The organism is Schleiferilactobacillus harbinensis DSM 16991 (assembly GCF_000425885.1).
Taxonomy (GTDB): Bacteria; Bacillota; Bacilli; order Lactobacillales; family Lactobacillaceae; genus Schleiferilactobacillus; species Schleiferilactobacillus harbinensis.
Map to the genome: position 1 here is coordinate 1 of NZ_AUEH01000012.1, position 25,969 is coordinate 25,969.

The 25,969-nt window shown below is 52.0% G+C and carries 32 protein-coding genes and 2 pseudogenes; 10 read left to right on the forward strand and 24 right to left on the reverse strand.

Annotated features, from left to right (window positions below):
- Positions 1 to 143 precede the first annotated feature (143 nt).
- On the reverse strand, positions 144 to 569 hold the full coding sequence (locus H627_RS19625; RefSeq protein WP_081674696.1) for an ATP-binding protein: 426 nt from the start codon (positions 567 to 569) through the stop codon (positions 144 to 146).
- On the opposite strand from H627_RS19625, the pseudogene H627_RS0105095 reads away from it, so the two are divergent.
- The 4 genes and pseudogenes from H627_RS0105095 to H627_RS19975 all read left to right on the forward strand — a co-directional run.
- Positions 481 to 927 (forward strand): annotated as a pseudogene (locus tag H627_RS0105095) (pyridoxal-phosphate dependent enzyme); the annotation flags it as partial. The gene H627_RS19625 and the pseudogene H627_RS0105095 overlap by 89 nt on opposite strands.
- A pseudogene (locus H627_RS17090) lies at positions 920 to 1,312 on the forward strand (tryptophan synthase subunit alpha); the annotation flags it as partial. The pseudogenes H627_RS0105095 and H627_RS17090, both read left to right, overlap by 8 nt.
- Before the next feature lie 119 nt (positions 1,313 to 1,431).
- A complete protein-coding gene (locus tag H627_RS0105105; protein ID WP_027828065.1) occupies positions 1,432 to 2,643 on the forward strand; it encodes an RNA-guided endonuclease TnpB family protein in 1,212 nt (403 codons plus the stop codon).
- A 179-nt stretch (positions 2,644 to 2,822) separates the two neighbouring features.
- Positions 2,823 to 2,981, forward strand: coding sequence for a hypothetical protein (locus H627_RS19975; protein WP_146995623.1), 159 nt, complete (start codon positions 2,823 to 2,825; stop codon positions 2,979 to 2,981).
- Positions 2,982 to 3,066: 85 nt separating this feature from the next.
- Here the strand turns inward: H627_RS19975 and H627_RS0105115 are convergent, their stop codons facing one another.
- On the reverse strand, positions 3,067 to 3,408 hold the full coding sequence (locus tag H627_RS0105115; RefSeq protein WP_027828066.1) for a helix-turn-helix domain-containing protein: 342 nt from the start codon (positions 3,406 to 3,408) through the stop codon (positions 3,067 to 3,069).
- Positions 3,409 to 3,425: 17 nt separating this feature from the next.
- Positions 3,426 to 3,830: a hypothetical protein gene (locus H627_RS0105120; RefSeq protein WP_027828067.1), complete on the reverse strand. Its 405-nt coding sequence runs from the start codon at positions 3,828 to 3,830 to the stop codon at positions 3,426 to 3,428.
- Between the two features lie 303 nt (positions 3,831 to 4,133).
- Between H627_RS0105120 and H627_RS0105125 the strand changes: the two genes are divergently transcribed.
- On the forward strand, positions 4,134 to 5,306 hold the full coding sequence (locus tag H627_RS0105125) for an HNH endonuclease (protein WP_027828068.1): 1,173 nt from the start codon (positions 4,134 to 4,136) through the stop codon (positions 5,304 to 5,306).
- On the opposite strand, the gene H627_RS0105130 is transcribed toward H627_RS0105125, so the two are convergent.
- Positions 5,303 to 5,872 (reverse strand): GNAT family N-acetyltransferase, encoded by a 570-nt coding sequence (locus H627_RS0105130; protein ID WP_027828069.1) that lies wholly within the window; start codon positions 5,870 to 5,872, stop codon positions 5,303 to 5,305. The genes H627_RS0105125 and H627_RS0105130 overlap by 4 nt on opposite strands.
- Positions 5,873 to 5,973: 101 nt before the next feature.
- On the opposite strand from H627_RS0105130, the gene H627_RS0105135 reads away from it, so the two are divergent.
- A complete protein-coding gene (locus tag H627_RS0105135) occupies positions 5,974 to 6,513 on the forward strand; it encodes a GNAT family N-acetyltransferase (protein ID WP_027828070.1) in 540 nt (179 codons plus the stop codon).
- Between the two features lie 233 nt (positions 6,514 to 6,746).
- Positions 6,747 to 7,760 carry a restriction endonuclease gene (locus H627_RS0105140; protein WP_027828071.1) on the forward strand — a complete coding sequence of 338 codons (1,014 nt, stop codon included), beginning with the start codon at positions 6,747 to 6,749 and terminating at the stop codon, positions 7,758 to 7,760.
- 101 nt (positions 7,761 to 7,861) lie between these two features.
- Here the strand turns inward: H627_RS0105140 and H627_RS0105145 are convergent, their stop codons facing one another.
- Both H627_RS0105145 and H627_RS0105150 read right to left on the reverse strand, forming a co-directional pair.
- Positions 7,862 to 9,505, reverse strand: coding sequence for an acetolactate synthase large subunit (locus H627_RS0105145; protein ID WP_027828072.1), 1,644 nt, complete (start codon positions 9,503 to 9,505; stop codon positions 7,862 to 7,864).
- Between the two features lie 21 nt (positions 9,506 to 9,526).
- Positions 9,527 to 10,450, reverse strand: coding sequence for an AEC family transporter (locus H627_RS0105150; RefSeq protein WP_027828073.1), 924 nt, complete (start codon positions 10,448 to 10,450; stop codon positions 9,527 to 9,529).
- Positions 10,451 to 10,626: 176 nt separating this feature from the next.
- Here H627_RS0105150 and H627_RS0105155 point away from each other — a divergent pair, with 176 nt between their 5' ends.
- Entirely contained in the window at positions 10,627 to 11,061 is a 435-nt protein-coding gene (locus H627_RS0105155; protein WP_027828074.1) for a MarR family winged helix-turn-helix transcriptional regulator, read from the forward strand.
- Positions 11,062 to 11,441: 380 nt separating this feature from the next.
- Entirely contained in the window at positions 11,442 to 11,672 is a 231-nt protein-coding gene (locus H627_RS17095) for a hypothetical protein (RefSeq protein WP_035440002.1), read from the forward strand.
- Here H627_RS17095 and H627_RS0105165 read toward each other — a convergent pair.
- The 8 genes from H627_RS0105165 to H627_RS17105 form a co-directional block, all read right to left on the reverse strand.
- Positions 11,669 to 12,187 carry an ATP-binding protein gene (locus H627_RS0105165; protein WP_226999200.1) on the reverse strand — a complete coding sequence of 173 codons (519 nt, stop codon included), beginning with the start codon at positions 12,185 to 12,187 and terminating at the stop codon, positions 11,669 to 11,671. The two genes, H627_RS17095 and H627_RS0105165, sit on opposite strands and share 4 nt — an antisense overlap.
- Positions 12,188 to 12,268: 81 nt before the next feature.
- Complete coding sequence (locus H627_RS0105170) at positions 12,269 to 13,093, reverse strand: Cof-type HAD-IIB family hydrolase (protein WP_027828076.1); 825 nt, start codon at positions 13,091 to 13,093, stop codon at positions 12,269 to 12,271.
- Positions 13,083 to 14,264, reverse strand: a complete 1,182-nt coding sequence (locus H627_RS17100) for an MFS transporter (RefSeq protein ID WP_051225196.1) — start codon at positions 14,262 to 14,264, stop codon at positions 13,083 to 13,085. The genes H627_RS0105170 and H627_RS17100 overlap by 11 nt, the downstream gene beginning before the upstream one ends.
- Complete coding sequence (locus tag H627_RS0105180) at positions 14,261 to 15,058, reverse strand: Cof-type HAD-IIB family hydrolase (RefSeq protein WP_027828077.1); 798 nt, start codon at positions 15,056 to 15,058, stop codon at positions 14,261 to 14,263. Before H627_RS0105180 ends, H627_RS17100 begins: the two co-directional genes overlap by 4 nt.
- Positions 15,051 to 15,677: a sugar O-acetyltransferase gene (locus H627_RS0105185; RefSeq protein ID WP_027828078.1), complete on the reverse strand. Its 627-nt coding sequence runs from the start codon at positions 15,675 to 15,677 to the stop codon at positions 15,051 to 15,053. The genes H627_RS0105180 and H627_RS0105185 overlap by 8 nt, the downstream gene beginning before the upstream one ends.
- A gap of 75 nt (positions 15,678 to 15,752) precedes the next feature.
- Positions 15,753 to 16,625: an AraC family transcriptional regulator gene (locus H627_RS0105190; RefSeq protein WP_027828079.1), complete on the reverse strand. Its 873-nt coding sequence runs from the start codon at positions 16,623 to 16,625 to the stop codon at positions 15,753 to 15,755.
- A 16-nt stretch (positions 16,626 to 16,641) separates the two neighbouring features.
- Positions 16,642 to 17,058 carry a GNAT family N-acetyltransferase gene (locus tag H627_RS0105195; RefSeq protein ID WP_027828080.1) on the reverse strand — a complete coding sequence of 139 codons (417 nt, stop codon included), beginning with the start codon at positions 17,056 to 17,058 and terminating at the stop codon, positions 16,642 to 16,644.
- Complete coding sequence (locus H627_RS17105) at positions 17,055 to 17,441, reverse strand: MerR family transcriptional regulator (protein ID WP_051225197.1); 387 nt, start codon at positions 17,439 to 17,441, stop codon at positions 17,055 to 17,057. Before H627_RS17105 ends, H627_RS0105195 begins: the two co-directional genes overlap by 4 nt.
- 66 nt (positions 17,442 to 17,507) lie before the next feature.
- Here H627_RS17105 and H627_RS17110 point away from each other — a divergent pair, with 66 nt between their 5' ends.
- Positions 17,508 to 17,807, forward strand: a complete 300-nt coding sequence (locus H627_RS17110; protein ID WP_035440005.1) for a hypothetical protein — start codon at positions 17,508 to 17,510, stop codon at positions 17,805 to 17,807.
- Positions 17,808 to 17,810: 3 nt separating this feature from the next.
- Here H627_RS17110 and H627_RS19135 read toward each other — a convergent pair whose 3' ends face one another.
- The 10 genes from H627_RS19135 to H627_RS0105250 form a co-directional block, all read right to left on the reverse strand.
- Positions 17,811 to 18,413 (reverse strand): helix-turn-helix transcriptional regulator, encoded by a 603-nt coding sequence (locus H627_RS19135; protein ID WP_258457054.1) that lies wholly within the window; start codon positions 18,411 to 18,413, stop codon positions 17,811 to 17,813.
- 54 nt (positions 18,414 to 18,467) lie between these two features.
- A complete protein-coding gene (locus tag H627_RS19140) occupies positions 18,468 to 19,082 on the reverse strand; it encodes a helix-turn-helix transcriptional regulator (RefSeq protein ID WP_051225199.1) in 615 nt (204 codons plus the stop codon).
- A 128-nt stretch (positions 19,083 to 19,210) separates the two neighbouring features.
- Positions 19,211 to 20,089, reverse strand: coding sequence for a proline iminopeptidase (gene pepI, locus H627_RS0105220; protein ID WP_027828081.1), 879 nt, complete (start codon positions 20,087 to 20,089; stop codon positions 19,211 to 19,213).
- A 135-nt stretch (positions 20,090 to 20,224) separates the two neighbouring features.
- Entirely contained in the window at positions 20,225 to 20,653 is a 429-nt protein-coding gene (locus H627_RS0105225) for an RNHCP domain-containing protein (RefSeq protein WP_027828082.1), read from the reverse strand.
- Positions 20,654 to 21,044: 391 nt separating this feature from the next.
- Positions 21,045 to 21,491, reverse strand: coding sequence for a helix-turn-helix transcriptional regulator (locus H627_RS0105230; RefSeq protein ID WP_027828083.1), 447 nt, complete (start codon positions 21,489 to 21,491; stop codon positions 21,045 to 21,047).
- 119 nt (positions 21,492 to 21,610) lie between these two features.
- Positions 21,611 to 22,111, reverse strand: a complete 501-nt coding sequence (locus H627_RS0105235) for an HIT family protein (protein WP_027828084.1) — start codon at positions 22,109 to 22,111, stop codon at positions 21,611 to 21,613.
- A gap of 25 nt (positions 22,112 to 22,136) precedes the next feature.
- On the reverse strand, positions 22,137 to 22,616 hold the full coding sequence (gene rlmH / locus H627_RS0105240; protein WP_027828085.1) for a 23S rRNA (pseudouridine(1915)-N(3))-methyltransferase RlmH: 480 nt from the start codon (positions 22,614 to 22,616) through the stop codon (positions 22,137 to 22,139).
- A gap of 108 nt (positions 22,617 to 22,724) precedes the next feature.
- Complete coding sequence (locus H627_RS17125; RefSeq protein ID WP_051225200.1) at positions 22,725 to 24,140, reverse strand: aspartate ammonia-lyase; 1,416 nt, start codon at positions 24,138 to 24,140, stop codon at positions 22,725 to 22,727.
- Between the two features lie 297 nt (positions 24,141 to 24,437).
- The gene (locus H627_RS19980; RefSeq protein ID WP_155827897.1) at positions 24,438 to 24,590 is read right to left on the reverse strand and encodes a hypothetical protein; all 153 of its coding nucleotides are present in this window, start codon (positions 24,588 to 24,590) and stop codon (positions 24,438 to 24,440) included.
- Positions 24,591 to 24,748: 158 nt separating this feature from the next.
- Positions 24,749 to 25,918, reverse strand: a complete 1,170-nt coding sequence (locus H627_RS0105250; RefSeq protein ID WP_027828086.1) for a winged helix DNA-binding domain-containing protein — start codon at positions 25,916 to 25,918, stop codon at positions 24,749 to 24,751.
- Positions 25,919 to 25,969: the final 51 nt, after the last annotated feature.

Below are 25,969 nucleotides of genomic sequence, written 5' to 3' on the forward strand. Positions count from 1 at the left end.
AAGTCTCTAAGGAGAAGATTCGTAAGATCCAAGATGTCTTAAACCACCGGTTAAGGAAGTGCCTTGGATACCGCAGCGCAATCGCGGCGCTCCAGGCCTCCCCCCTGGGCCTGGAGGAATCCCTGCCCACTACCTAAACCAATTCACATGGATGAGTCTTCACTGTTGCACTTAATTTGACAATTCGGGACTTTAAACGAATTCTCTCGAACGATAAACTGTGGATCTTTATGAAAGCTTTCGTAGGCTCGGTATATCCGTTGAATCCCGGTACCATAATTTTCAGTGTACTTCATTTTATCAAGAATGTGGATGAGCCGCGGATTCCGTGCAGCTGTCAAACCGTCCTTGATCTCGGCTAACGTCAATCCATCTGGGATACCGCCCGGAGAGATAATCTCCATGCGATCGTCAAACACTTCGACCTTCACATTGGAATGAAGCAAATAATCACGATGGACAAACGCATTGATAACTGCTTCACGCCAACTGGTCGGCGTAGAAGTGGCCGGTGAAGGTGTTGATACCGACCGCACCGCCGCCACGATCGAGCGCGGCTCCGTCGGCATTTTTCACGGGATGAAGTCTCTCTTTCTCCAAGATGCCAACGGCCAGATTGACAAAGTCTACTCCATCTCCGCTGGCCTGGACTATCCGGGCGTCGGGCCGGAACACGCTGCGCTGGCTAGCGCCGGTCGGGCCCAATACGTGGGCATTACCGATGATGAAGCCGTCGCCGCCTTTGAATACATCGCTCGGGAGGAAGGTATCGTGGCCGCTATCGAAAGCTGCCATGCCATTGCTTACGTGCAAAAAATTGCCCCGATCATGCGTCAGGATCAGATCATTGTTTGTACCCTGTCCGGCCGTGGTGACAAAGATGTTGCCAATATCGTGAAATATAAGGGGGTGGACATTAATGAGTAAGTTACGAGAAATCTTCACTGACCACAAAGCGTTCATTCCCTTTATCGTTGCCGACGACCCGAACTTTGCCACCACGGTCGCCAACGTGCTGGCCCTGGCGGATGGCGGTGCCGACATCGTCGAGCTGGGCATTCCCTTTTCTGATCCCTCCGCCGATGGTCCGGTGATCCAAGATGCCGACCTGCGGGCCTTCGCCGCCAGCGTCACCCCCACCTCCGCCCACCGCGTGCAGAAAATTGCCGAAGCCGCCACTGGCTTCATCTACGTCGTTTCCGCTCTGGGGATTACCGGCCAGTGGGATGAGTTCGCGCATAATTTGACCAACCTGGTGGCTCAGATTCGACAGTACACCGATGTGCCAACGGCGATTGGGTTCGGGATTCATGATAAATGGGGCAAGGAAACCCATGATTTCAATCATGGGAGGAATTGCCCCGACCCTTCTTTCTTTGATATAATTTACTTAGCTGACAAGAACAAGTGTGTGGCTAAGGAGGTGCTCATGTGGAACTGACCAAGACAGTCAAAATACAGATCAAGCTGGCTGCGGCAGTAGATGGCGGCTTGTTGCGACAGGCCATGGAACAGTATCGTTTGGCCTGTGACGACGTCAGCCGCTATGTGTTCGACCATGGCTTTGTACTCAACACCACGAAACTGCAAATCGTCCTGTATCGCGACCTGCGGACTAAATTTGGTCTGAAAGCCCAAATGGCGCAGTCAGTCCTGCGGACGGTGACCGCCCGCTATAAAGCGGTGCGCACCCAGCTGAAACAGAAACCTTACCGCTATCAAGACGCGGCCGGCAAATGGCAAAAACAAGCTAAGGATCTGACCTGGCTGTGGTACCCGATCAGCTTCCGGCGGCCGCAGCTGGATCTGGTCCGGCGGCGGGATTGGGCCATCCGCAAGGACGGCTCTTTTTCCCTGAACACATTAGACCGCCGCATCACTGTTTGGCCGGTACTGAACCATTGGCGCGACTATTTTGATGGCACCTGGAAACTCGGTACCGCCAAGGTACTGACCAGCGGCGGAAAGTGGTATCTGTACATCAGTGCGACTAAAGAAGTGCCGGATTATACCCAGGACCAGACCGTCCACGTCGTGGGGGTTGACCGGGGGCTGCGCTTTCTAGCCACTGCGTTTGACGAGACCGGCCGGACCATCTACCGTTCAGGGACCCGTTTGCTCAACAAACGGCGGCGGTACAAGCACCTGCGGGCTAAATTGCAAGCCAAGGGGACCAAATCAGCGAAACGAGTCTTGAAACGGATCCGTCAGCGAGAGAACCGCTGGATGTCGAACGAAAACCATCGTGCGGCTAAGGCACTCGTTGACTATTACGGGCCAAACACCTTGTTTGTGCTGGAAGACTTGACCGATGTTCGCTTTGCGACTGAACAGGTCGCTAAAGACCGCCGCTATGAACAGGTCAGTTGGCCGTTTTATCAGCTGGAACAGTTTCTGATTTACAAAACCGCCGCGCAGGGCAGCCATGTGCTGAAAGTGCCGTCTGATTATACCAGCCAGCGCTGGCCGCAATGCGGCGTGATCAAGAAACAGCAACGAAATCACGACCGCCATGAATACCGGTGTGCCTGCGGTTTCCAGGCCAATGATGACCAGTCGGCCGCCATGAACATCCAGCAGCTGGGCAGCCAGTGGCTGGCCGGTACTGCTAAACCGCGATACACGCGCAAGCGAACCGGCTAGAGAAAAACTGCATCTGCGGGAGCCGTCAGCCCCCGAGGCCGTTGAGACACGACCTGAGATGTGACCACACCAAGTAGGAGCCGTTAGGCGTTTGCACTACTGCTGCCCGTTGAGCAGCGTGAGTCACAAGCCCGTCACTTTAGTGGCGGGTAGTTGACACGCCGGCGCAGGCGAGAAAAATGAGCGACCTGGCCGATGGCGCAATCATCGGCAGTGCCATTGTTGATTTGGTCCGGCAGCATGGAACGGCGGCACCGCGGTACTTAGCAGCGTATACCCGGGAGATTCGGGCGGCAATTGACGCGGAAGAACCCGCGGCGGCGGCCAAACCGGCATGACTGATCTACCGACAACACCCCCATGAACAACCAAAATATCGGCTTGCCTTCATCGCGTACTGAAGGGCAGGCCGATATTTGCTCGTTACAATTTGTCCTGCAGCGCATGCAGCACTGCGTTATTTGCCTCAGACGGCAGCGCACCCGCTTCGTAGCTGACCACCGTGGTCAGATTCCACCCCAGCATGTCGGCAAACTCGCTTTGCGTCAGGTTAATCTGCTTGCGCAAGGTGACGATGTCTTGGGAAGAAAAGTAGTCGTGCCGCCCGCGGCATACGGCAAACGTCTGCTCAATAGCAGCGTCATCCAATTGCTGGTCGAATACCGGTTTCCCAGTTTCTACATTAATTCGAGCGCTTGCCGTTATTGCTATTTCTTCACCGCGAATGGTGTACGTCTCTTTAAGTGGTATGACTTTTGTGGACATTGACTGCGCCTCCTTACTTATTCTTGCTTGCGTGTGTACCATTCATATGCTTTGCGCGCTTCAGCAACAATCTCTGCTCCAAGAATGCCGCTTTCCGAAATATTCTTAACCCAACGCACCGTAATATATCCCCAGGGATCGCTCCACTTAGCCTTATCCGAACGCTTTGAAAATCGGATATGGTTATTCCACACATCATCAATGTGGCGGACTACCAGTTCGGTTAATTCCTTCTTCTGGGCCGCCGTTGATGTTTTCCAAGCTAGCTGTAAATCCCTGCGTTCGAAAATATTAACCCTGAGGCCGTCACTAGCGTCTTCCTCCATTTCAGAGCGCAACTGTGAAATATAAAGCGTCGCAGCTTCTGCCTCGTTTTCAGAAACCACATGCAACTTATCATCAATCATCACTACTTTGGTCATTTTCCATTCCTCCTAAAGTTTTCTGCAAACAAAAAGTCGCACACGTATGCACGACTAAAGAAACTTTAGGTGCATCCGTCTATGGTGGGGCACGTTGCCATAAAGGTACGTTGCCGGCCGGTCACAGTGCATAGCCACTACCGACGCTCTTGATACAGAACGACTATTTATTTGACTTTATTGTTCCATAGCCAGTAAGTGATGTCAATACTGCCGGCCGCTTAACACAATTACCAAGTCCGCTTGGTATAAACTATAGACACTTCTTCGGTACGATGACTAAGAGATGGGGAGGTGTGTGCTGTGGCAGACGACAAACAAATTATCCAAGCTAAATTTGGTGCTGCTTTAATGCGCCTGCGTCAGGCCCAGCACTGCACCCGTCAAGAAGTTGTCGACCACAATGATATCTCGCTTAACGCCTTAGCCAGTATTGAAAACGGGCAGGCCCTTGTTAAACTGGACACGCTCTCCATGCTATTGCAGTATTACAATACGTCACTGGAAGATTTCTCCACCCAATACGTGGACGCGGCCAACAATTCAGATTTCGCCACGCTAATGCAGCAATCTATCACACCAGATACGCGGTTCTTCATCCTTGACACAAAGGGCGCCACCCCGGCCAACAACTATTCAGACCAAGATTTCTTCCAGTATCACTGGAATGCTCGGCAATTCAATAAAATGCGCACCGGTGATTGGTTTATCTATCGACGGCCCCAAGGCAGTGCCAAATTTTGGTATTTCTTTGGTGCTGGCCAAATCGGTCCGATCACCCACGACACCCAGGGCAACCAGCATGCCCAGATCATCAATTCAATTGCGTTCACCTATTATTTGACTCCGGAAGATCTGGCTGATTTTCCCTGGACATTTCGTCAACGAACACGCCAGGATTGGCAGCATTTCTTTAATCAATACGGCATGACTGAAATCAGACCGGCGGACTACCACGGTCTGCTAACCATTGCTCTGGACCAGATGAACGGCCAATCACTGCCGCCGCTCACCCGCGCAATCGTTAAAGAGGACGTGGCCGTCTACCGCGATATCCACCAGGGTCGATTCGGCGTAACGGAAAAAATTGAGCCGCACAAACAGCGCATCGGCCAGAGTCAGCTCGCCGAACTGGTCCGGTTGAACTACAGCTACCAATGCGCCGTGACCGGTATCCATACCCGTCCACTGCTGATTGCATCGCACATCATCCCTTGGGCCGTATCACCCCAGGATCGGCTGGACCCCAGCAACGTGATCTGCCTATCGCCATTGTGGGACAAAGTGTTCGATCAGGGCCTCATCACGTTCGATGCATCCGATCGCACCATCCGACTAGCCGCCCAAGTGCAAGCGGATAATCAATTGTACCGCGAATTGGCGCCGTTTAAGGGCAGAAAGCTGCATGATCCCGTGCACGATAAACCCAAAGAGGAATTTCTGGCGTATCACAATCAAAAAATCTTCAAGGGTTAAAATTGCTCGATAAAATGATTGGGATATTTGTCCCAATATTCGCGATATACCAGTGCATCTGTTTGCGCTAGATTGAGCTGATACATCCGAAAAGTAACCAAGATGTCTTTGGGTTGCCACTGTTCTTTGTAGGAATACTGGTATTGCATGCCCAATCGCTGCATCACCTTGCCGCTGGTGGGGTTGTTAACGTCGTGAGTGGCAGTGATGAAAGGCAGCTGTTGCGCCCATAATTCCGTGACGACAGCGCCGGCCGCCTCAGTCGTAATGCCCTGACTCCAATAGGCTTTGCGCAGGCCGTAGCCAAGATCGCGGCTCGGTCCTTTTCCGATGGTGACGTAACCAATCGGTGTGTCATCATCGCGCAAACAGATGGCGTACCACCGGGACTCAGAATTTGGTGCAATCCGTTTTTGATAGAAATCCTGCGCTTCTGCCAATGATTGGATCGGCCACCACGGTAAAAAACGATTCACATCCTTGTCCGCCAAAATCGCGTACAGAGCCGCCAAATCAGTTGGGCTATTTTGAAATGGTCTAATAACGAGTCGTTCGGTTTTTTTCATGATTGCCATCCTCCAAGAAGTTCAATTTTCCCTGTTCACTCTTCTATCTCCCGGCACATTGTGTATACAATAACCCCAAGAATCACGAGAGGGTGGTCACGATGACGAGAACGTATTTTCTAAAAACTCAGCGAATTGGTTTTGCCGTGTGGCAGAAAACCGACTTGCCGCTAGCTAAACAATTGTGGGGTGATCCGCGAGTGACCCACTATATCCACCAGAATGGTGCATTCAATCCAGCAGAGATTGCCACGCGGCTGCAAACCGAAATCAATCAGGAGAAAACTGCTGCAATGCAATACTGGCCGATTTTCAACCTGACCACTGGTCAATTCATTGGTTGCTGCGGTCTGAAACCAGTAGTAAACGGGGCAGAGCTGGGGTACCATTTACGGCCTGAGTTTTGGCATCAGGGTTATGCCGCCGAGGCGGCTGCCGCTGCCATTCATTACGCCTTCAATCAGCTCAAACTCCCGCAATTGGTCGCTGGTCATCACCCGGCTAATCTGGCTTCCGGTATTATTTTAAGAAATCTGGGATTTCACTTTATTGGCACGGAATACTATGCCCCAACAGGGTTGGAACATCCGACCTATGTGTTGGTGAACCGTAGGCAGGTCAACCCAAAAGCAACTCGCTAAAGTTCCTAATTTCGCTGGGTGACCGGACTAGTTAACACGATGGAAATCGATTGGCCATCCTGAATTATCGAATTTCTAATTGTTTCATGGTTAATAAATCGTTCGTCCCTTCAAAGGATTTTTCGTTAATGCAAGCGCTGTAATTTCAGATGAAACAGTATGCTACAATCCATGTTAGAAAGTGCACGATCACCGATCGAAGCACTCAATAATTCATGAGGAGAGCGATTGTTATGGACTTAATGCATCGTATCACACACGAGAATGATCAAACAAAGAAGTTACTGGCATCCCAAAACAAATTGCCCATTGGCTACGCCGCTTTTGTCAAAAAGAATCAAGCGGAAGAAATCATGGCAGAAGCAGATAAATCGGATAAGCGAAACTTTGCCAGATTCTTCGTTGAGTTGGGAGAAAAGGATGGCTTTGACTGGATGACACCCATGCGCAGCTACTTTCTCTATAACTTTTTGCGGTTAACCGTTGGTGACCGGATTTTGGTGCCGTCTCCAGGGCAATTTAGTATATTTGAAGTGACTGGTGTGCCCGAAGCTCTCACTCAAGATGATGTCAATAACGCCGATTTAGGTTTCGCGGTCACTGTTAAACCGATTGCAGAGCATTTACCCCGTAATAACTACCTTGGATCGGCACTCACTTCAAAGCTCAAATACCGAGGGACCAATCTGGTTCTCTCAACGGCCGAAGTCGATAGATTAATCGAGACCCTCAATACAAAGACCACCATCACCGACTTCTCCGCAACAAAAGATGCCGTTGTTGAACAGGTGCAAAAATATATAATCGATAAGCTAACCCCAGATCAGTTGGAGTTGCTAGTCAAAAACTATTTGGAAAACCTCGGTGCCGACAAGACATATATACCATCAAAAAACGGCCAACGCAATGATAACGATCCCGTTGCCGACATTGACGTCATGGGTCAATTCAACAATTTAGGTATTGCTGTTTATGCTCAGGTCAAGCATCACAAGGGGGCTGAAAGCCATGCCGGTTTCACCCATGCAATAGCTCAACTGGCGGCAAGCAGGTACACTGGGATTCAGGAGTACGATTCGCTTATACCCGTCAAGTGGCTGGTCACAACGGCCAAGGTTGATAGTGAGTGGATAGAAGATGTTGCTCCGCAGAATATTCGCGTTATTCAAAATGACGAATTCGCTACCCTATTGGTTGAAAACGGATTGACGATCAATGCGGATACATTCACCAACACTCCTGAATAACCCATTAATTATGTTTATATATTTTTGAATATTTACAAGAAAAAGAAAGCAAGGTCTGCTGACCCTGCTTTCTTTTTCAAGATAAATTACATATGATGCTCTTACAGAGAAATGGTTACTTTTCCCAGTTTATTGATCAGTTTCATGTTCTCGCGATAGTCAACTGGTGCAATAATCACATTGACACCATTGTCCTTTGCCAGACTCTGTTGCAGGGATGAAACCAGATCACTACGACTCGTCACTTTATGTGCGTTGGCACCAAATGAATTGACGTATTGGATAAAGTCGGGATTGTCAAAATCAACTTCGGAGTGGTGACCCATCTCCATGTCCATCTTCCACTTAATCAACCCGTAGGCCTTGTCGACCCAGAGCAGCACTGTCATCGGTACATGATACCGAACGGCTGTCTCCAGTTCTTGGGAATTCATCATAAAGCTGCCGTCACCCATGACAGACAGGATATGCTTGTCTGGCTTGGCCAACTTTGCGCCAATTGCTCCTGGCAGCGTCCAGGACATGGTGGACAACCCATTGTCGATCAAGCATGTGTTTGGCGCATATGTTGGATACAATCTTGCCATCCACATCTTCAATGCCCCTGTATCGACAAGAACAACCCCTTGATCGTCAACTGCCTCACGGGTGGCACTTACGATTTGTTGCGGCGTTAACGGAACGGCACTATCAGCTGTGCCTTGAGCTAATTCATCTGCCACGGCCTGCTTAATCGCCGGAGTGAAGGCAGGCGCCTGGTAGCCAGCCAAAGCCTTGGTCAAGGCGGGGATACTCTCTTGGAGTGTAGCGACAATATTGATCTTAACGGGATAATGTTCATCAGTATCTTCCGTGAAAGTATTTAAGTGAATAATCGGTGTTTTACCCTCAGGATTGATTTTTACCGGATTAAATTCGGATAGACCATATCCAATCGAGACAATCAAATCGGCTTGATCAAAGGCAAAATTCTCATAATCGTGGGCCATGAACCCAACTACACCGAGAGAATACGGAGAACGATCGTCAACCACACCCTTACCCATAAAAGTTGTTGCTACTGGTAAGTGCGTCGCATTCATCAGTTGCGTCATTGCCTCGCAGGCATGCCCGCGAATGATTCCATTTCCTGCCAGAACAACCGGATGCTTAGCCTGGCGAATCGCCGTAGCAGCCGCTTGAATTTCTTCTGGCCGAGGTGCATTTGTCTCAGCTGGCATAGGACTGGCAATTAATTGGGTACCAGTATCCTGTTCCTCAACATCTTGGGGAATACCAACATAAACAGGGCCTGGGCGACCATTAACAGCTTTGTCATATGCTTTCGTAATTACCTCAGAAGTAGACTGTGCGGTATAAATATTCGTGGACCACTTGGTGATTGGCTGGAACATAGCCCGCAGATCAATGACCTGATGAGACTCTTTATAAATTCGATTCAAACCACCCTGGGCTGTGATCGCAATCAACGGAGTAGAATTCGTTTGCGCATCCGCAACACCTAACAGAAGATTGATAGCTCCTGGTCCTAAAGTCGCGGTCGCCACCCCTGGTTGTCCGGTCAAGCGGCCGTATACTTCGGCCATAAAGGATGCTCCCTGTTCATGACGAACCAGAATGAACTGAATCTTATCCGATTGATTGATTGCATCCACCAAATGGATGTTTTCTTCGCCCGGAATCCCGAAGACGTATTTAACGTTTCGGTTCTCAAGAACTTTAACAATTTGTTTTGCTGTTTCCATAATAAAACCTCCACTACACTATCAGATGCTGCGAACGACGATGATAACCCCCATTGTCACTACTGAAAGAATGGTACTCAGGAACAAAGTTGAGGCCATTTCCTGCTCGGCCAAGTGATATTGGCTGGCAAAAATAGTGGCAATGGCCGCAGTCGGGATACTAATCGCCATCAAAGACATGTTCAAAATTGATGTCGGGGTGTGCGCAGCCAGCATAATGACAAACATTACTGCTGGCAGTGCAATATCCTTGGCCAACGAATTGACCCACACGGGCAACGATAATTTAGGCTGCTTCGTAAACAGGATAATCCCAGAAGAGAAAAGTGCTAAACCACCCGTGGCACTGCCTAGGACCGTGAAGTTTTTGGCCCAGGCCGCCGACAACTGACCACCGCACAAAACGATGATAAATGCCAGAATTGGGGCCCATACAACAGGCTTCTTCATCGCACCAAGCAAATTGGCACTGGCAGAAGTATGTTGTTTGCTCGTGGTGGATAGCATAAGTACAGTGAATGGCACCTGAATGATATTCATGATTAAACCACCAAGAGAAATCAACAGTGCGCTTTCGCTGGGAAAAAGTGACCCTAGAATGGTCGGTCCAACGAAGGGAATCGCTGGCCCCGCAATTGCTAACGCCCGCAACGCCGCCAATGCAGTGGACTGATGCAGAATAAAACGCGCAATGAGCAAAACAACAAGATATCCGCCAACCATTGCCACCAGCAGCCAGCCGGCAACCGCTAAATGAGAAAAGATTGCCGCGCGCTGAGTCGTCATAATACCGCCAAACAAACTTAACGGCAAAGTGTAATCCATAACCAATTGATTTAAACTACCAGCTTGCTGCTCACCAAAGTCCTTACGCCATCCGGCGAAGAAGCCCAAAAACAACGTCACAACAATGGGCAGCAATGAGCTGATTAATGCCTCAGCCAATGGTTCTGGTCATCTCCTAAAACTGATTTTGGATAAAATCATCATCATGATGTTGACAATGCAACAATAACGCCATGGTGTTGCATTGTCAACACCCCAATTCAGGATTGCTCTGCCAAGCAATCCATGTTTACAATAGTGGGGAGATTGCATTGACACTGATAGGAGTGGGATCTATGGTACTCAACACGTTCCCCGGCGATATTGCCCAGGCATTTTCGGTCATTCACCGTGCTTTTTTACGTGATACAAAACAAGAATATGCCGCACTGGGGTTAAACCCTACCAGCGCGTATATTTTGCTATATCTGGCCCAACACGGTCCCAGTACTCAATCCACATTGGCGCACGCGCTGATTATCGATAAGGGGCAAATTACCCGTGAAATAAAGAAATCGGTGACCCTCGGCTTTGTCACTAAAACTGTTTCAACTACTAATCGCACCGCAAACATTGTGGCAATTACTGCTGCTGGCAAAGCGATACTGCCCACTATTGTCACCATTCGTAATCAGTGGTGGCAAACACGTCTAACGCGCAATCATATCCAACCCGATGCGCCATTTGTACAAAGTATCGAAAAAATACAGGATGAGTTGATTACCCATTAAGCGTTTGCACCCAGCCCCCTGAGCACCGCTGGGCAATCACCCTACGGCGTTGATCAATACCACCGAGAGTTAAACGGTATCTCTTGAAGCCCAGCAGATGGTCTTACCTTTGGCCAAACACTTATAGATGAACCGCAAACAACTCACTATGTGGGCCGCAACAGTGCATTCGGTCCCACAGAAATTATTGCTGGCAAAGCCCGGTGATATCATCAAGGGTTGCAGACAGAACGGTATATCCGCTTGATTATTCTGAAATGGTCTAATAATGGGGTATTCTGCCATTTCGCATTGCAAAATTTTCTTTCTGCCCAAAAAAGACTAGACAAGTCTTACCCAAAAGTGGTATTAAGTCTCTACCACAAAAGGAGGCTGGTTAATTGTCACTGACCACTGATCAAAAAGAGGCCATTCAGGAATCCCTGCTGGCCATCGACGATCCATACTACCTGAATACTTTCACCAACGCCGCCGATGAAGACGAATGGTTCCGACTCAACGAAGCGTATATTCAAGATGATCTGCAACGCTATATGCCCGTTGGGATCAACACGCACACACCGGCAGTATGGCGCTGCATCCGAGAACTGCTGCGGCAATTCTCAGCTTAATGGGGTAACTTGCTGATCATTGCCGCGGCTTGGGCCGGGACAAGATCCGTCGTATCCAGCTTGATGCTGTTGACGGCGGCAAACTTCGGCAGCCGCGCAATGGCCTGCGGAATAGCATCTGCTGTTCGGATCCCGGCGCGAATATCAGCAGTAATATTCTGAGTCAGTTTCTCTGCACTGGGCATTAACGATACGTTGACCAGCCGGACGCCCTGCATGGTCAGGCCAGCCAGCACATCATCAATAATTGCCTGCTCGTCCATCACCCAGCAAAACACAATGTTGACCAGATCCGGCGCTTGAATAAACGCGTTCAGCAAGTGCTGGATATTGTCCATCACCATCGCTTTAGTCGCGTCGTTCACGACAAATGGATCCATCGCCCAACACCAGTCGCCGTCCAGCATCACCGCCTGCGGCAGCTGCTTGATCAGCTGCTCGCTAACGGCTGTCTTACCAGCCCCCATCGGTCCGCTGATCAGATACAAGGTCTTCGTCACCTCTGTCATCTCCATCTCCGTATCAAAAATGAGCAGCGTCCGCCACCAGGCGGCCTGCTCATTTTTGATAATACGCGATGTTCCAAAGAAAAGAAATCAGTTTTTCACCGGTGCTAAAGCTAATTTACGAATTGCATCCGCCAGTCCGCCCGCGTCATTCGTTCCTGTGACATAATCCGCATGGCCTTTGGCAATTTCTGAACCATTTCCCATAGCGACTGCTGTCCCCGCAAAACTGAACATCGGCAGATCGTTGGCCTCATCGCCGACGGCCATCACTTCCGCCGCAGTGATTTCCAGTTGTTTAGCCAACTCGGCCAATCCTTTGCCTTTGTCCACTTGCGGCGCCATGACTTCCAAGAAATTCGGACTGGCCCGGACGGCATAGAAATCGTCGCCGAATTCCGCCATCACCGCGGGCTCAGCGGCGTCCAGCACGGCTCTACGCCCAACAAAAAGTCCTTTGGCAATCGCAAAGTCCGCCGGCATTTCTGCCGGATCACGCACCAGCATACCGGCTGAGTTCTCCATGGCTTGGACGACCGTCATAAAGTCGATGTCCCGGTCCGCGGTATAGATTGTGCTGTGCTCGTCCAGCACGTTGAACGGCACATGGTGGGCGGCAGCAAACTCGGTCAAGCGGACATACGTCGCCCGATCCAGCAAATGCTTGACCAGCACCCGACCAGCGACGGATTCAATAATTGCGCCATTGTATGTCACCACATACTGATCATCGCCGGCGATGCCCAGCTGGGCAAGAAAGGACTTGACTCCCGCCAGCGGTCGGCCGGTACACAGCACAATTTTGATTCCTTGGGCCAGCGCATCGTGCACTGCCGCAATCGTACTGGGCAGGATTTCTCCCTTGGAATTCAGTAATGTATCATCAATATCCAGTGCAATCAGTTTAATGGTCATGGGAATTACCTCTTTCTAGAATTGGTTGGGGCTGATGGCGGAAGAACGCCGTGACGGCCACCGCGATCAGTCCAAGCAGGCCAGCGGCCCACAGGAGCACGTTGGTGGTTACGGTACCAGGCCCGAGCGCGCCCAGAAAGTTCCATACCGGCGGCGCGAAGAAGGCGCTGATTACTGTGGCGATGGTCAGCCAGCTGCTCATGGCATCAATTTGCGCGGGCGGCAGATCCAACTGGCTGCGATAGACCAGATAGGGGCCGGTATAGGAATAAATAAAGTTGAAGAACACCGCACTGCCCACGGCGACAAGTGTATTGGCGGTCGTCAACAGCAATACTACCGCTAAGGCCGCGCCGGCGTATCCCAAGGTCAGCGTGTATTGATGCAGATACCGGTGCACCCGGCCAAACGTCAATCCCGCCAGCAGTCCGCCCATATTCATCGCCGACAGGGTCCAATTGGCGAGTTCGGCACTGCCGAAGGCGCGGTCCAGGAATAACCACGGCAGCTTGAGCTGCACCCCCCAAATGAGCAGGTAGGTGACGAAAGCCAACGCGACCAGCAGCCAGCGGGATACCGGCAGCTTTTTAACCGCCAACTGATCCGCCGGGACCGCTGCCTCGCTGGCCGGCAGCCCGGCCGACGCCAGCAGCGCCACTCCGCCCAGCAGCAGGTAAAGCAGAAAGACATTGCGCCAGCTGAAGGCCACGACCAGACCCGCCAACGCGAGAAACAGCGCGTTGCCCAGTGCACCGAGGCCGGTCTGATAGCCCAGCAGCCTGGCGCGCAGTTCACCGTGATACGTATGGGCGATCAGGCCGATGGCGTGGGGCGAAAACAGGCCGATACCCAGCCCTAACGCCAATCGGCTGAGCAAAACCAGCCAATAAACATGGGTGAACAAAGGAATCACACCAGTCAGTGCCGCCAGCCACAGGCCCGTCACGACAACCTTCTTAATTCCCCAGCGGCGCGTCAGGTACGGATTCGCCAGCAGCGTCACCAACGCGCTGATGTTCGCCGCTGTCACCAGCCATTCGACCATCGTCGTGGACACGGTGGCGAACTCTCGCTCCAATTGAGGCAGAATGCCAGTGATCAGTGTCGACACCCCGCCGACCAGCGAAATACTGAGGATGCTCGCAGTCGTCAATCCAGTCGGCTTGCTCATTGCGGTACAGCCAGCCAGTCATCAATGAACTGCAGCACACCCTGTGCCTCATTCGTCGTGGTGATCGCATCGGCCACAGTCTTAACCGCCGGCTGCGCGTTGGCCATGGCCACTCCCATGCCGACTTTCCGGATCATTTCCAGATCGTTCCCGCCGTCGCCGAACGCACCCATATCGGCCAGCGCAATACCCAAGGTGTCGCCCAGGATCTGCAAGCCGGCGGCCTTATTCATCCCTGGCTGGATCACATCAATGTCCCCGTGCCCGCTGCTGGTCGGTTCGGCGACCCCAGTTAGCGCTGCCCGCAGATGGTCAACCAGCGCTTGGGTCTGTTCCGGTGGGCAGGTCAGCGCGAACTTCAAGATCTGATCGTCGATTTGGTCAAAACTGTCGATCACCTTGAGCTGGTGGTAATAGTGGCGGGCAGCGGCCACGTGGGCGGGATCGGTGGTCGTTAGTGCATAGGCACTTTTCTGCCCGCAAACCAACAGTTTCACGTCCGGCAAGGCCTGGACCACGGGCAAAATCATCTGGACCGCCGCCGGGGTGAACGCATTCAAGGCATAGATTTGTTTGCTATCGCGGATATACGCCCCATTTTCGGCTACGTAAATCGTGTCGGGATAAGCTTGAAAAAACGACCGTAGTTGAAAGTACTGGTTACCGCTGGCAACCACCCAGCGAATGCCGCGACGCTGCAGTTCAGCATGCAGCCGGGCAAATAATACATCGTCGTAACTCATGTCCTGCCGGAGAAAGGTGCCGTCCATATCGGTGGCCATCAACTTAATCATGGTGAATTGCCTCCAAATAGGCCTGCTTTTCACCTTGCCAGAATCGTTCATCGTTCGCCGTCAGCGGTCGAATCACCCGGGCCGGGTTGCCGGCAGCAATGACGTTCGCTGGAATATTCTTGGTGACGATTGCTCCGGCCCCGATGACGACATTGTCCCCAATCGTGACCCCGGGACAAATCACGGCATTGCCACCGATCCAAACGTTGTTGCCGATGGTGATCGGATGCCCGTATTCCAGGTCCTCATTGCGCACACTAGCCACCACGGGATGCCCCGCTGTATAGACACTGACCGCGGGCCCAAACATCACGTTGTCGCCAATCGTAATCGGCGCGACATCCAAGAAAATACTGCCGTAATTAGCGAAGAACGAGCGGCCTAAATGCAAGTTGCCGCCATAATCCATGCGGGTCGGCACTTCCAAATGGGCATCGCCACTGGGACAATCCACTAGGCCGGTCAGAATCTCCTCACGTGCGTCCTCGTCCTCTGGTGCTGTTTGATTGTAGCGATAGATCGCCTGCTGGGCTTTTTTCCGTAAGCCGATCAGCTCCGAATCATTAGAATTATAAAGTTTCCCAGCAAGCATCAAGGTACGTTCTGTTGTGGCTGCCATATATAAAAAAACCTCCTGTGTAAGTATCTGACAGGAGGTAGCATATCGCGGATAATACGGTTACAAGGGACAATTTTAAAAGCTGTGGGTATCATTTTTGTGATAACGGGCGAATGCCTGGCGATAATCGCTGGGGGTCAGGCCCTTCCACGCCTTGAAGTTGCGATTCAGCGTCTTATCACTGGAAAAGCCGCAACTAGCCGCAATATACGCCACTGTTTTGTTGGTCTCCAGCAACAGCCGCCGCGCCGCCATCAACCGCACCAAGCGGATATAACGATTGACCGACAGTTGCAAGTTCACTTTGAATTGTTGGTTCAAAGTCGTCAGCGATACATTGAACTGCTTAGCCAGCGTCGCACCGCTCAGAGTCGGCTCAGCAAAGGCGCGATTGATGTAAGTCATCACCGTGTCAGTCAGGCTAGGATTAGGATTAATATCCGCCGCTGCTAACGGCACGGTGAAATGTGCCTGTAAAACCACCAGCAGAGCATAAAACTCGCTCAAGATCGCCAACCGGGCAACATCGGTGACCCCTTTGGCGAGCTGATCGTGAATCGCCAATAAATGCCGGCGCAGGGCGGCATACGCTGCTGGGGCTGCGGCCTGGGATTTCTGCCCCGCTAAAGTGATCCGCCAATTCACGCTCTCAGGCAGTTGCGCTTGGAGAAAGTCATCGTCAATGATCAGTCCGAACTCGTCCCACTCAGCCGTTGTCGGCCCGGTGGCACTGTGGACGGCCCGCCGGTTCACGGCCCAGATATCCCCAGGCTGGTACTCCGCTGTCTGGCCGTCCGTCACAAACTTCAAGGTCGCTCCCGCCACCAGATAATTCAACTCAATCCCTTGATGCCAATGAGGTGCTACGTCAATCGCGGTCAGTGGATCATGGACATAATATTTAAACGGCAGCCGCGGGACCACCTGGACATTTTCGTGCTGAATCATCGTCTGACGCCTTTCGTTAATAACGGCTATCCTTCACCAGCGCCGTGCCATAGCTCTGGGGATTGACCGGCGAGAAACCGAGCGACCGATAGAAAGCCACCGTCTTGGGCTCCGCCTCGGACAGCAGCATGATCTGGCCTACATCTTGATACTTTGCTAAAAACTGCCGGATCAAGGTCGAGCCGATGTGCTGCCCCTGAAACTCCGGCCGCACCAGCAAGTCCTGAATATACAGAATCGTCTCGCCGTCGCTCACGCCGCGGATCAGCCCCACTAACCGGCCATCATCCGCCACCGCGGCTAAGACAGTTGATGCGCGCAGGGCCCGCTGGGTTTTCGCCACGTCTTGCAGGTATGCTTGCCAGCCCACCGATTGATAGAGGGCGGTAATGTGGTCCTGAGACCAGTCGTTTTGCCAGGTATAGGTAATCATATCGTTGTTTCTCCTCCTTCGCTTGCTGAGTCCAGCAGCGCCAGTAGTTGTTCTTTCAAATCGGTCAGTCCGGCCCGCCGGTCGGCCAGCTGCTTTTCCTGCACACTGATTTCAGCCAGCTCGTCGTCAATCAAATGCAGATTGAACTGCCATTGTTCCGTTGTACCGCAATGCTTTTCGTGCTGCTCACGGATTTGCTTGATGGCCGAAATCGAGAATCCCATCTGCTGCAGTGTCTTGATCTGGTCGAAATCTGATTCATCCGCAGCCGAATACCAATAATTCCGCCCGCGCCGCACCGGCGTGAGCAACCCCTCTTGGACATAAAACCGGACGGTATCCTTCGTCGTTTGATGCTTCTGGATAAATTCACCGATCAACATTGGCCAGCATCTCCTTGCCGTGGGGTGCACCCCACATGGTTTACTAGACCCATGGAGGTGTTTATTATGCGTATTCTATTCACTATTCTGGTTGTCGCCTATGCCGGATTAATGGCAACGGCCGCACTCTTATCGCGACACAAAATCCCAGCCTGGCTGATTGTCGGCACATTCGCGTTCAGCCTCTGCTTGCTAAGCGGCCTCTTTTGGCCATGGGCCATTCCCCTCGGCCTGGCCGGTCTGCTCGCTGCCGCGGTGGGCAACGGCCTGGCGCTCTATGGGCATGTCCATTGGCCGCATGTATTGGTGCGCGTTCTTCTTTCTGTCATTATACTTGGCTTGTGGTGGAAAATACAAAGGAACTGATCGTTACCGCCGTTTGAAATACGGCCAGAAAAGCAGCACCATGGCACCGGCATACCCCGCCGCAATAATGACTGGCGAATAGGGACACGCCGTCCACTTAAGCACACCAATCAAGCCAACCAGACCAAGCACCAGTAGCGTCGGCGCCCAGAGATTTCTTTTCTTAGTCGTCCCGCGCAACGCCCGGTAATAGCGACCGACCCGAGGTAATGACAACACGTTGGTCACAGTCATCAGAACCAGTAACAAGCTGAGCCCGTGACTGGTCGAAAAGCCCGGTACGGCCAACTGTTCCGCTACGAGAAACAAAATGAACCCAATGTCCAACAACAGTGACACGCGGAACATGATTCCCGCGTCCCGTAGTGCTGCCTCTTTATCTTGCCATGCTTTGATCATATCTTTATCCTCCCGAATCAAGTTATCCAAGGAGAGGTGATACAGCTCGGCCAGGGCGACTAAACTCGTAATATCAGGATACGTCCGTTCAGTTTCCCAACTTGAAATAGTTTGCCGGGTCACGTGCAGCACGGCCGCCACATCATTTTGCGTCAGTTCGCTATGCTGCCGGGCCGTCGCCAGCCGTTGGCCAATCGTCATCATCATTACTCCTCGCAGGTTTAATTTAGTAAACATTACAGTCGTGTTGAGTTGCCTTTATTATGCTGTTTTATGGCGTCGAAACGGCCGATGCATATCGGGCCAAAACATAACCATTGCAAAAACAGCATACCCAATACCAATCACAGCGATGGTATACCGAAAGTGCAAGATTCGAGTCACAATCATTAAAACGACCAAGCTGAATACAACAGTCCGCCACACCCATTTGGGCAGCGATTGTTCAGCCTGCATTGTCTGGTAGTATCGCCGAGCTCGCGGCAAGGCCAAGACGTTGGTGAAGGCCATCAATAAAAGCAGCAAACCCACCCCGTCATCCATGGCAAACCCCGGCGCATTGATGCAAAGTCCCAATAAGAGCAGCATGAAACCCACATCTAACATCATTGATACCCGGTACAGCACACGCGCCTCACGTAAGGCAGCGTCCTTCTTTGTCCATGCTTTCATCAAATCAGTATCCTCCCGAATTAAATCATCTAAGGAGAGGCGATACAACTTGGCCAGCGCGACTATGCTCGTCATGTCAGGATAGGTACGCTCAGTTTCCCAACTCGAAATAGTCTGCCGGGCGACATGTAACTCGGCCGCCACAGTATTTTGTGTTAAGTTAGCATGTTGCCGAGCGGCCGCTAACCGTTGACCAATTGTCATCAATCACTCACTCCTTGTCGTTCAACATAATTCGGTTCCTTTAAGCATACAAGCAAAGAAATGTAGCGGCCAGTATTTCCTGGGAAATATTAGCCGCTACAGTTTGTTGCATGTTCAGTTACCGGTATCTAGTCATTCTCTTTCAGCCAATGATCCAGTACACTGATGAATTCATCATGCTGATCCAACAGCGCCAAGTGCCGGCTGTTGGCAAATAAGTGCCACTTGGCCCCCGGAATATGGTCATACACCGTTTTGGCAATCAGCGGCGTGCACAGATCATCAGTCCCGTTAGTCACCAGCACGGGAACATGGATCTTGTGCAGCTGGTCCGTGACCTCAAAGTCGCTGATCGTGCCATTTTCAGTGAACTCATTAGGCCCTTCAGCAATCAAACTCGCCCGTTTGCCATTGGTCGGCCGGCGCAGCGGCTCCGGTGAGTTTTCATCCGGATCATCCCAGCAATACCGTTCCATATAGCGGTCATTCGCCGCCAGATACTTCACGTTCTTGAAATCACCCGTCCGCTCCGCCTCGGCGATAGCCATGCGATCTTCGTAACTCAGGTAAGAAATCAGCCGATGCTGCTCTTTGATCCACAACTTAATGGACGACGGCGACCCGTCGATCATGACACTCTTGATTCCCTGGGGATCAAAACTGGTCAAATAGTACATTTCCAGCATACCGCCCCAGGACTGGCCCAGCATATGCACCTCATCCAAGTGCAGATACTTGCGCAGCGCAATCAATTCCTCAGCCCACGTCTCTTTGACGTACACCTTGGGGTCCTCCGGCAAAGACGATTTCCCACAACCCACTTGATCATACATGATCAGCTGCCGACCGGTCTCGGCATAGTCATCCAGCAGCTCAAAGTAGTTGTGGGAGGATCCAGGACCGCCGTGGATCAGCAATAGCGGTGCCTTATCCGGGTTGGGTTCGCCAACAATGCGGTAATATGTTTTGTATTCGTGGAACGGCATGTAGCCTTCTTGAATTTTCATTCTTGAGTCAGTCCCTTTTACTGAAAATTGTAATGCTTAAGACTGATTGTACTACTTCTGATTTTCCAGACAAAAACACCCGGCGGTTTCCCACCGAGTGTCAAGTGTTCCTGGTGTTTCATGGCGTCGCCGCAGTTAGAACTTTAACTGTCCGTCGCCTGCCATTAAGGCCGTCATTTCTTCGATTTTATCCAACGGGAACGGCGGGTCTGCCACGGGTTTCATGGCAATTGACATGAGCTTCATCGGATTGTCGTCCGCCGCGATACGGTTGGATGATAACGCACCGCAGCGCCGGCAGCGGTGAATGATCGCCCACTCGCCGCCCTTTCTCACCCACACGGCCACGGGATCCATAATGCCGCCGCAATTGGCTTGCCGATCCCCGGGTTCGTTGTCGACGTGCAAGCTGCTCAAGCAGTTCGGGCAGTGGTTGCGCTGCTCCGTTCCCGCCCCATTGGGCATGACCGGCCGGCCGCAGACTTTGCAGGTGAAGCTGTCGTTGTTCGCGTGTGTTTTGTAATAGCCTTTAGCGTATTGTTTTCGTTTATTTTCTCGATTCACGAGTTGTACCCTCCTAGTTGCTTCGCTGATGACTCACGATTAGGAAGGTTTGCAACGTTGGTGCTGTGCACAAACCCTCCGGTTAGCGCACACTCGCCGATGTATAATTTTTATGCATGGAGCATAGTCCTTTCTTGGCATTGCCAGACCGTACCGTCAGGCCTTACGGAGGTACGAAAAAAGCACAGTTCCCACTGCGCTACAAAAGAGACTGCGGGTGCTGTCATCCGCGGCGTCATTCCGTAGGGCATTTGGGTACACAAAGAGTATCGTCTGAAAACCTCTTTTGTATCACAAATGGTTCCTTACGCAATCGCCGACATACAATACCTCACTCGCTATTAAGATGCTCAAATCTTAGCATGTTGTTGTATTCGCTGTCAACTGCTGCTTACTTTTCCGCCGGTTTTCTGTGGGTCCGATAATGCTGGTACACCATGTCTTTGACAACCAGGAATGTATCTAAATCGCTCAGACCGAGTTCTTTGCCCACCCAATCATAGAGATCGGCAACTTCTTGGCTCAGCATCCTAGCCTTCGTCCTGTGCTGATAGTCCTGAAGGATCGGATACTTCTTTGCCCACGCGCCGGTCCAGTCAATCTGGTCCGACAGCTGTTCCCAATTCGGATTGTCCACGGTGACATCATTACCCACTAATCGATCGTAGGTTAGGCCAAACAAATCAGCCAGGATCTTCCCCTTCATTAATTCCGGTACAGCCTGGCCGGTTTCCCATTTTGAAACAGTTTGCCGCGTGACGCCGACCTTTTCAGCTAATTCTTCTTGCGACAGCCCGGCTTTACGCCGCTGGTCACGCAGTTGGTCTTCGAATTTCATTGCTGATCCCTCCTGACGCCTCTTATTATCGCGGCGCTGGTTGTGTCTTGCTACCAACTCAAACGGGCAAAGTGTCAACTGAAATTAACAACAAAAGCATGTAGATAACTCTGGCCCCTTCAATCAAGGGCTAGCTCACGCACCGCCTGTACCTCAGAGTCACGGGCAGCCAGTACACCATCAAGAGCCGCATTTAGTTCAGCTCTCAACCGATTCAACCGCGGCATGTCCTTAACTACATCATCACTGTACATGATTTCTTTCGGTGTCCACCAAACCGGTCCGGCCTGTGCCGTGTCACCGTTATGCCGCGGAAACAGGTGCCAATGCACATGCGCATCCCCGTTGCCAAGCAGCTCAATATTCATTTTATCTGCGTGAAATGCTTTGGCGCAGGCTTCTTGGACCAAACTCATTTCTTCCAGAAAGACCAATTTCTCAGCTGATGCCAACTGGTGAAGTTCGGTGACGTGGCGTTTACTCAAGAATATCGTGTAACCTTCAAAATACTGACTATCAGCAAGTACGACGTAGCCGGTACTCAGCTCACGGACAAAGTATGGATTCTTGTTTTCTTGGATCAGCTTGATACGGTCGCAAATCAGACAATTATTGGTCAAGCGGACGGCCTCCTTAAGCTTGGTACTACTTATGATACGGACTCCCAATATTAATCATAAACGCCCGATAAATCTGCTCCATCAGCACCAACCGCATCAACTGATGCGGCATTGTCAACTTGCCAAAACTCAGCGTATCATTGGCCCGCTGCATCACCTCCGGACTCAACCCCAGCGTTCCGCCGATCACAAAGGTGACATCAGGATGGCCATAGGTGCCCAAGTCGGCAATCTCTTTGGCAAAGGCCTCAGAACTGCGCTGCTTGCCCTCAATGGCCAGGGCAATCACATACTCCTTGTCCTTGATCTTCCCCAGAATCCGGCTGCCTTCTTTCTCCTTCACCTGGGCCATCTCCGCTGCGGACAATGACTCCGGCGCTTTCTCATCGGCGACTTCCACGATCTGCACCTTGGCCAGCTTGTCCAGGCGTTTCTTGTACTCCGCGATGCCGGCCTTGAAGTACTTCTCCTTAAGCTTGCCCACGCCAATCACTTTGATATTCAACGGCTTCACCTCGCTATCATTATACAGGGCGGTGCGGGTACAAAACAGGCTGACCTGCCGCCCAGAGAACTGGAACAGGCAAGTCAGCCTGGATACTGGATTAATTGATTAGCGGGGCTGCAGTGAACTGCGCTCCGCGACGAATCGTGATTCGGTCGTCGGAACTTGGTTGGTCATCACTTCGGGAGAAAAGAGACGATCCACCAAATCGGGGGCGAGAATTTTCTTTTCTTTCAACAAAGTCTGAATGTCGCATTGCTTCGCCAACGCTTCCTTCACCAGCGCCGTGGTTTGAGCATAGCCCAGATAGGGATTCAGCACTGTGGCACTGACCGCGGAGTGGCGGACGTTCTTTTCGCACTGTTCCACATTCACCGTCAGCCCGTTCAAGCAATTGTGCACCAGCGTGTCGATGGCCTGGGTCAAGAACCGCTCGTTTTGCAGCAGGTCGCGGAACATGATGGGTTCAAAAGCGTTCAGCTCAAGCTGCCCCGCTTCCGCCGCCATGCCGATGGTCACGTCCTGGCCAATAACTTGGAACGCCACCTGGTTGACGACTTCGGGAATGACCGGATTGACCTTGCCGGGCATGATCGACGACCCGGCCTGTTTCGCGGGCAGCCGCAGTTCGCCGAAGCCGGCCTGGGGACCGCTGTTCAAGAGGCGCAGATCGTTGCAGAATTTAGAAAGGTCCACCGCCAGCACCTTCATGGCGCCGGAGAAGGCCACATAGGTATCGGTATTTTGGGTCGCATCAATCATGTCGTCCGCCAGCGCCAATTTCAAACCACTGATGCCGTTCAAAGCCTCGACGACGTGGGTGCGGTAGTAATCGGTGGCGTTCAGGCCCGTGCCAATAGCAGTCCCGCCCAGATTGATCTGCTGCAACGCCTCGGCGGCAGTCCGCAGGCGAGTTAAATCCCGGCGGAACAGCGACGCATAGGCATGGAAGGTATGGCCGTAAACGGTCGGCACAGCGTCTTCCAGCTGCGTGCGGCCCACTTTGAGAACATTGGCATAGCGATCCGCCAGATCCAGCAGCACCGCCACCATTTTCTCAATATTCTGCAGCAGCGGCGGCAATGCCTTGAGCATCGCCATCTTGCCCGCGGTCGGGTATGTATCATTGGTCGACTGGCATTGATTGATGTCATCATTCGGCAGAATCGTCACGCCGTCCGCCATACGCATGGCGCACTTGGCAATCACTTCGTTGACGTTCATGTTCACCGAGGTGCCGGCACTGCCCTGAATGGCCGGGGCGACCAAATCATCCTGGTGCTGACCCAACAGCAGCGCGTTGCAGGCCGCGACAATCAGCTTCGCCTTCTGCTCGGCCAATGTTCCGCCGCGGTGGTTAACGACTGCCGCAGCTTTCTTGATCTGAATCATGCTCTGGAAAATTAGGCTGTCCGTGCGTTCCGTGGTGATATTGAAATTGTGCAATGCCCGCGTGGTGTTGATGCCGTACAAGACATCGTCCGCCACTGCGAGTTTCCCAATACAATCTTCTTCGTAGTGCATGGTATTCTCCCTTCCCGTAGACCAATTAATCTTAGCTAGTATACCAAACCTGTCTGATCTGACAAGGGATTTTGTTAACTATCTTGACAGGGAAGCTGAAAATTATACGTGCGGAAAAAGGCAAAGCACCGAATGCCGGTTTCGGGGACACCGTGCTTTGCCTTTTTTGACTATACTAGGTGATTCGTTAACAGATATCTGTTTTAAAAATCGGTATTGATATCTAGACCAATACAAGAAGGGCGGCACTGTTTTTCTCATCATCACCGTCCCGATCAAAGAATCATCGTCTCTGACTTAATACTTGTCGAGTCGCTCTTTACCAACAGGTGTATCGTCAACCGTACCGTATGTCTTGCGCAATTCATCGAAGTCGATATTAGCGTATGTGCCATCTGTCCACGGATTGCTTTTTACCCGGTGATAGGTCAGGTCCCCATTCCCATTCACCGTTAGTTCAAATCTTGTGCCAGCAGTTACCCCCCGCAGTTGCTGGTACAGTGATTAATAATGAGTCCCCCACTTGGCGCGCCGTGTAAGTGCCTAGACTACGCTGCTTATTGTGCTTTGCCATGACCGCATCCATCCTTTCATTTTTACAGAAGCATTCACTGATACAAAAGCTCTTTCAACGCCATTTTCAGAAAGACGGCATACATCTCCGCCTGTTCCGTGATTTTTTGCTTCAATTCACCGGTCAGCGGTCTAAAGCTATCCACCGTCATACTTAATTGCTTTCCCTGTTTCCGCTGCCGCCACACCCCGACAATCTGCCCATCAAGCAGCACCGCTCCCGGATTTCCCACCGTCCGCCAGACTTTACGCTGCAATTTCTTATCCGGCAGCAGCAAGTCCCGGCCGTTCGCGTCCAGATAGGGATCGTGGGGCCCAAGCAGCCGCAAGGTACCAGTAGGACTGGCATTTTTTTGAAATTCAGACAAATCGGCCGTCAGCACACTCCCCGCGTCAACAGCTGTGACTTCACCAGCTATCAAAGCCCATAACCGCTGCCCCTGCGCAGTGGAACAGCCCAGCCATTTGGTAAACTCTTGGCGGTTGGTCGGTCCATAAGCATGCACATACCGCCAGGCTAACTCACGGAGCGCCCCAGACTCTTGCGGCCAGTCAACACCCCAATGCTGGGGGCTGGTAAACGATGGCGACTGACCGGACCGCTTGCCAAATACCACCAGGCCTTGAAAGCTGGCCGGCCGCAGCATGAAAGACACCGCTGCCTCACCCAGGGTCTGCTTGGCCCCATAAGGCGACGGCTGCTGCCACGCCGCCTGCTTCGCTGCCGGCAAGTCAGCCGCCACCGCATCAGCAATCGCTGCATCCAACTGGCCCTTGCCCGTAATTGTTTTGTCCGCCAGAACGGCCTTGGTCGCCTGGCCGACCACGGTTAGCAGTGTTGTGTAGTCAATCCCCAGCTGCGGCAGCGACGGTACCAGTCCGGCCGTATAGATCCAAGGGCCTTCATTCTTTTCAGCCACTAAGGCGTTGAGAAAAACAGCTGCATCCTGCGTCGGAAAAACCGCCGGCGCTCCGCGAAAGCTCCAAGCCTGAAGCAAGGATTTCTGCTTCTCTAACATCGCTCGCAACTCTGCCGCGGCAATATCCGCTATCCGGTTAGACACCGCCTGTTCCCACGCTCCCGGCGGCGAATTCTGGAAGCCGATCGTACCCGCCGCAGTTAATAGCTGCTGGGCCGGCAATCGCTGGTCCAAGTGGTGCGTCCGCACCCGAAATTGCCGATATTGTTCATCACTGATTACCATAAGACTCCGCTTCCCACGTTAAAAAGAGGGCCGCACTGCAATCGCTCGTGC

Coding starts and splice junctions, on each gene's coding strand:
- H627_RS19625 (WP_081674696.1), bottom strand. CDS start 569: ATGCCGACGGAGCCGCGCTCGATCGTGGCGGCGGTGCGGTCGGTATCA.
- H627_RS19975 (WP_146995623.1), top strand. CDS start 2,823: ATGAGCGACCTGGCCGATGGCGCAATCATCGGCAGTGCCATTGTTGAT.
- H627_RS0105115 (WP_027828066.1), bottom strand. CDS start 3,408: ATGTCCACAAAAGTCATACCACTTAAAGAGACGTACACCATTCGCGGT.
- H627_RS0105120 (WP_027828067.1), bottom strand. CDS start 3,830: ATGACCAAAGTAGTGATGATTGATGATAAGTTGCATGTGGTTTCTGAA.
- H627_RS0105130 (WP_027828069.1), bottom strand. CDS start 5,872: ATGAAAAAAACCGAACGACTCGTTATTAGACCATTTCAAAATAGCCCA.
- H627_RS0105135 (WP_027828070.1), top strand. CDS start 5,974: ATGACGAGAACGTATTTTCTAAAAACTCAGCGAATTGGTTTTGCCGTG.
- H627_RS0105140 (WP_027828071.1), top strand. CDS start 6,747: ATGGACTTAATGCATCGTATCACACACGAGAATGATCAAACAAAGAAG.
- H627_RS0105145 (WP_027828072.1), bottom strand. CDS start 9,505: ATGGAAACAGCAAAACAAATTGTTAAAGTTCTTGAGAACCGAAACGTT.
- H627_RS0105155 (WP_027828074.1), top strand. CDS start 10,627: ATGGTACTCAACACGTTCCCCGGCGATATTGCCCAGGCATTTTCGGTC.
- H627_RS0105165 (WP_226999200.1), bottom strand. CDS start 12,187: ATGGAGATGACAGAGGTGACGAAGACCTTGTATCTGATCAGCGGACCG.
- H627_RS0105170 (WP_027828076.1), bottom strand. CDS start 13,093: ATGACCATTAAACTGATTGCACTGGATATTGATGATACATTACTGAAT.
- H627_RS17100 (WP_051225196.1), bottom strand. CDS start 14,264: ATGAGCAAGCCGACTGGATTGACGACTGCGAGCATCCTCAGTATTTCG.
- H627_RS0105180 (WP_027828077.1), bottom strand. CDS start 15,058: ATGATTAAGTTGATGGCCACCGATATGGACGGCACCTTTCTCCGGCAG.
- H627_RS0105185 (WP_027828078.1), bottom strand. CDS start 15,677: ATGGCAGCCACAACAGAACGTACCTTGATGCTTGCTGGGAAACTTTAT.
- H627_RS0105190 (WP_027828079.1), bottom strand. CDS start 16,625: ATGATTCAGCACGAAAATGTCCAGGTGGTCCCGCGGCTGCCGTTTAAA.
- H627_RS0105195 (WP_027828080.1), bottom strand. CDS start 17,058: ATGATTACCTATACCTGGCAAAACGACTGGTCTCAGGACCACATTACC.
- H627_RS17105 (WP_051225197.1), bottom strand. CDS start 17,441: ATGTTGATCGGTGAATTTATCCAGAAGCATCAAACGACGAAGGATACC.
- H627_RS17110 (WP_035440005.1), top strand. CDS start 17,508: ATGCGTATTCTATTCACTATTCTGGTTGTCGCCTATGCCGGATTAATG.
- H627_RS19135 (WP_258457054.1), bottom strand. CDS start 18,413: ATGATGATGACGATTGGCCAACGGCTGGCGACGGCCCGGCAGCATAGC.
- H627_RS19140 (WP_051225199.1), bottom strand. CDS start 19,082: ATGACAATTGGTCAACGGTTAGCGGCCGCTCGGCAACATGCTAACTTA.
- pepI (WP_027828081.1), bottom strand. CDS start 20,089: ATGAAAATTCAAGAAGGCTACATGCCGTTCCACGAATACAAAACATAT.
- H627_RS0105230 (WP_027828083.1), bottom strand. CDS start 21,491: ATGAAATTCGAAGACCAACTGCGTGACCAGCGGCGTAAAGCCGGGCTG.
- H627_RS17125 (WP_051225200.1), bottom strand. CDS start 24,140: ATGCACTACGAAGAAGATTGTATTGGGAAACTCGCAGTGGCGGACGAT.
- H627_RS0105250 (WP_027828086.1), bottom strand. CDS start 25,918: ATGGTAATCAGTGATGAACAATATCGGCAATTTCGGGTGCGGACGCAC.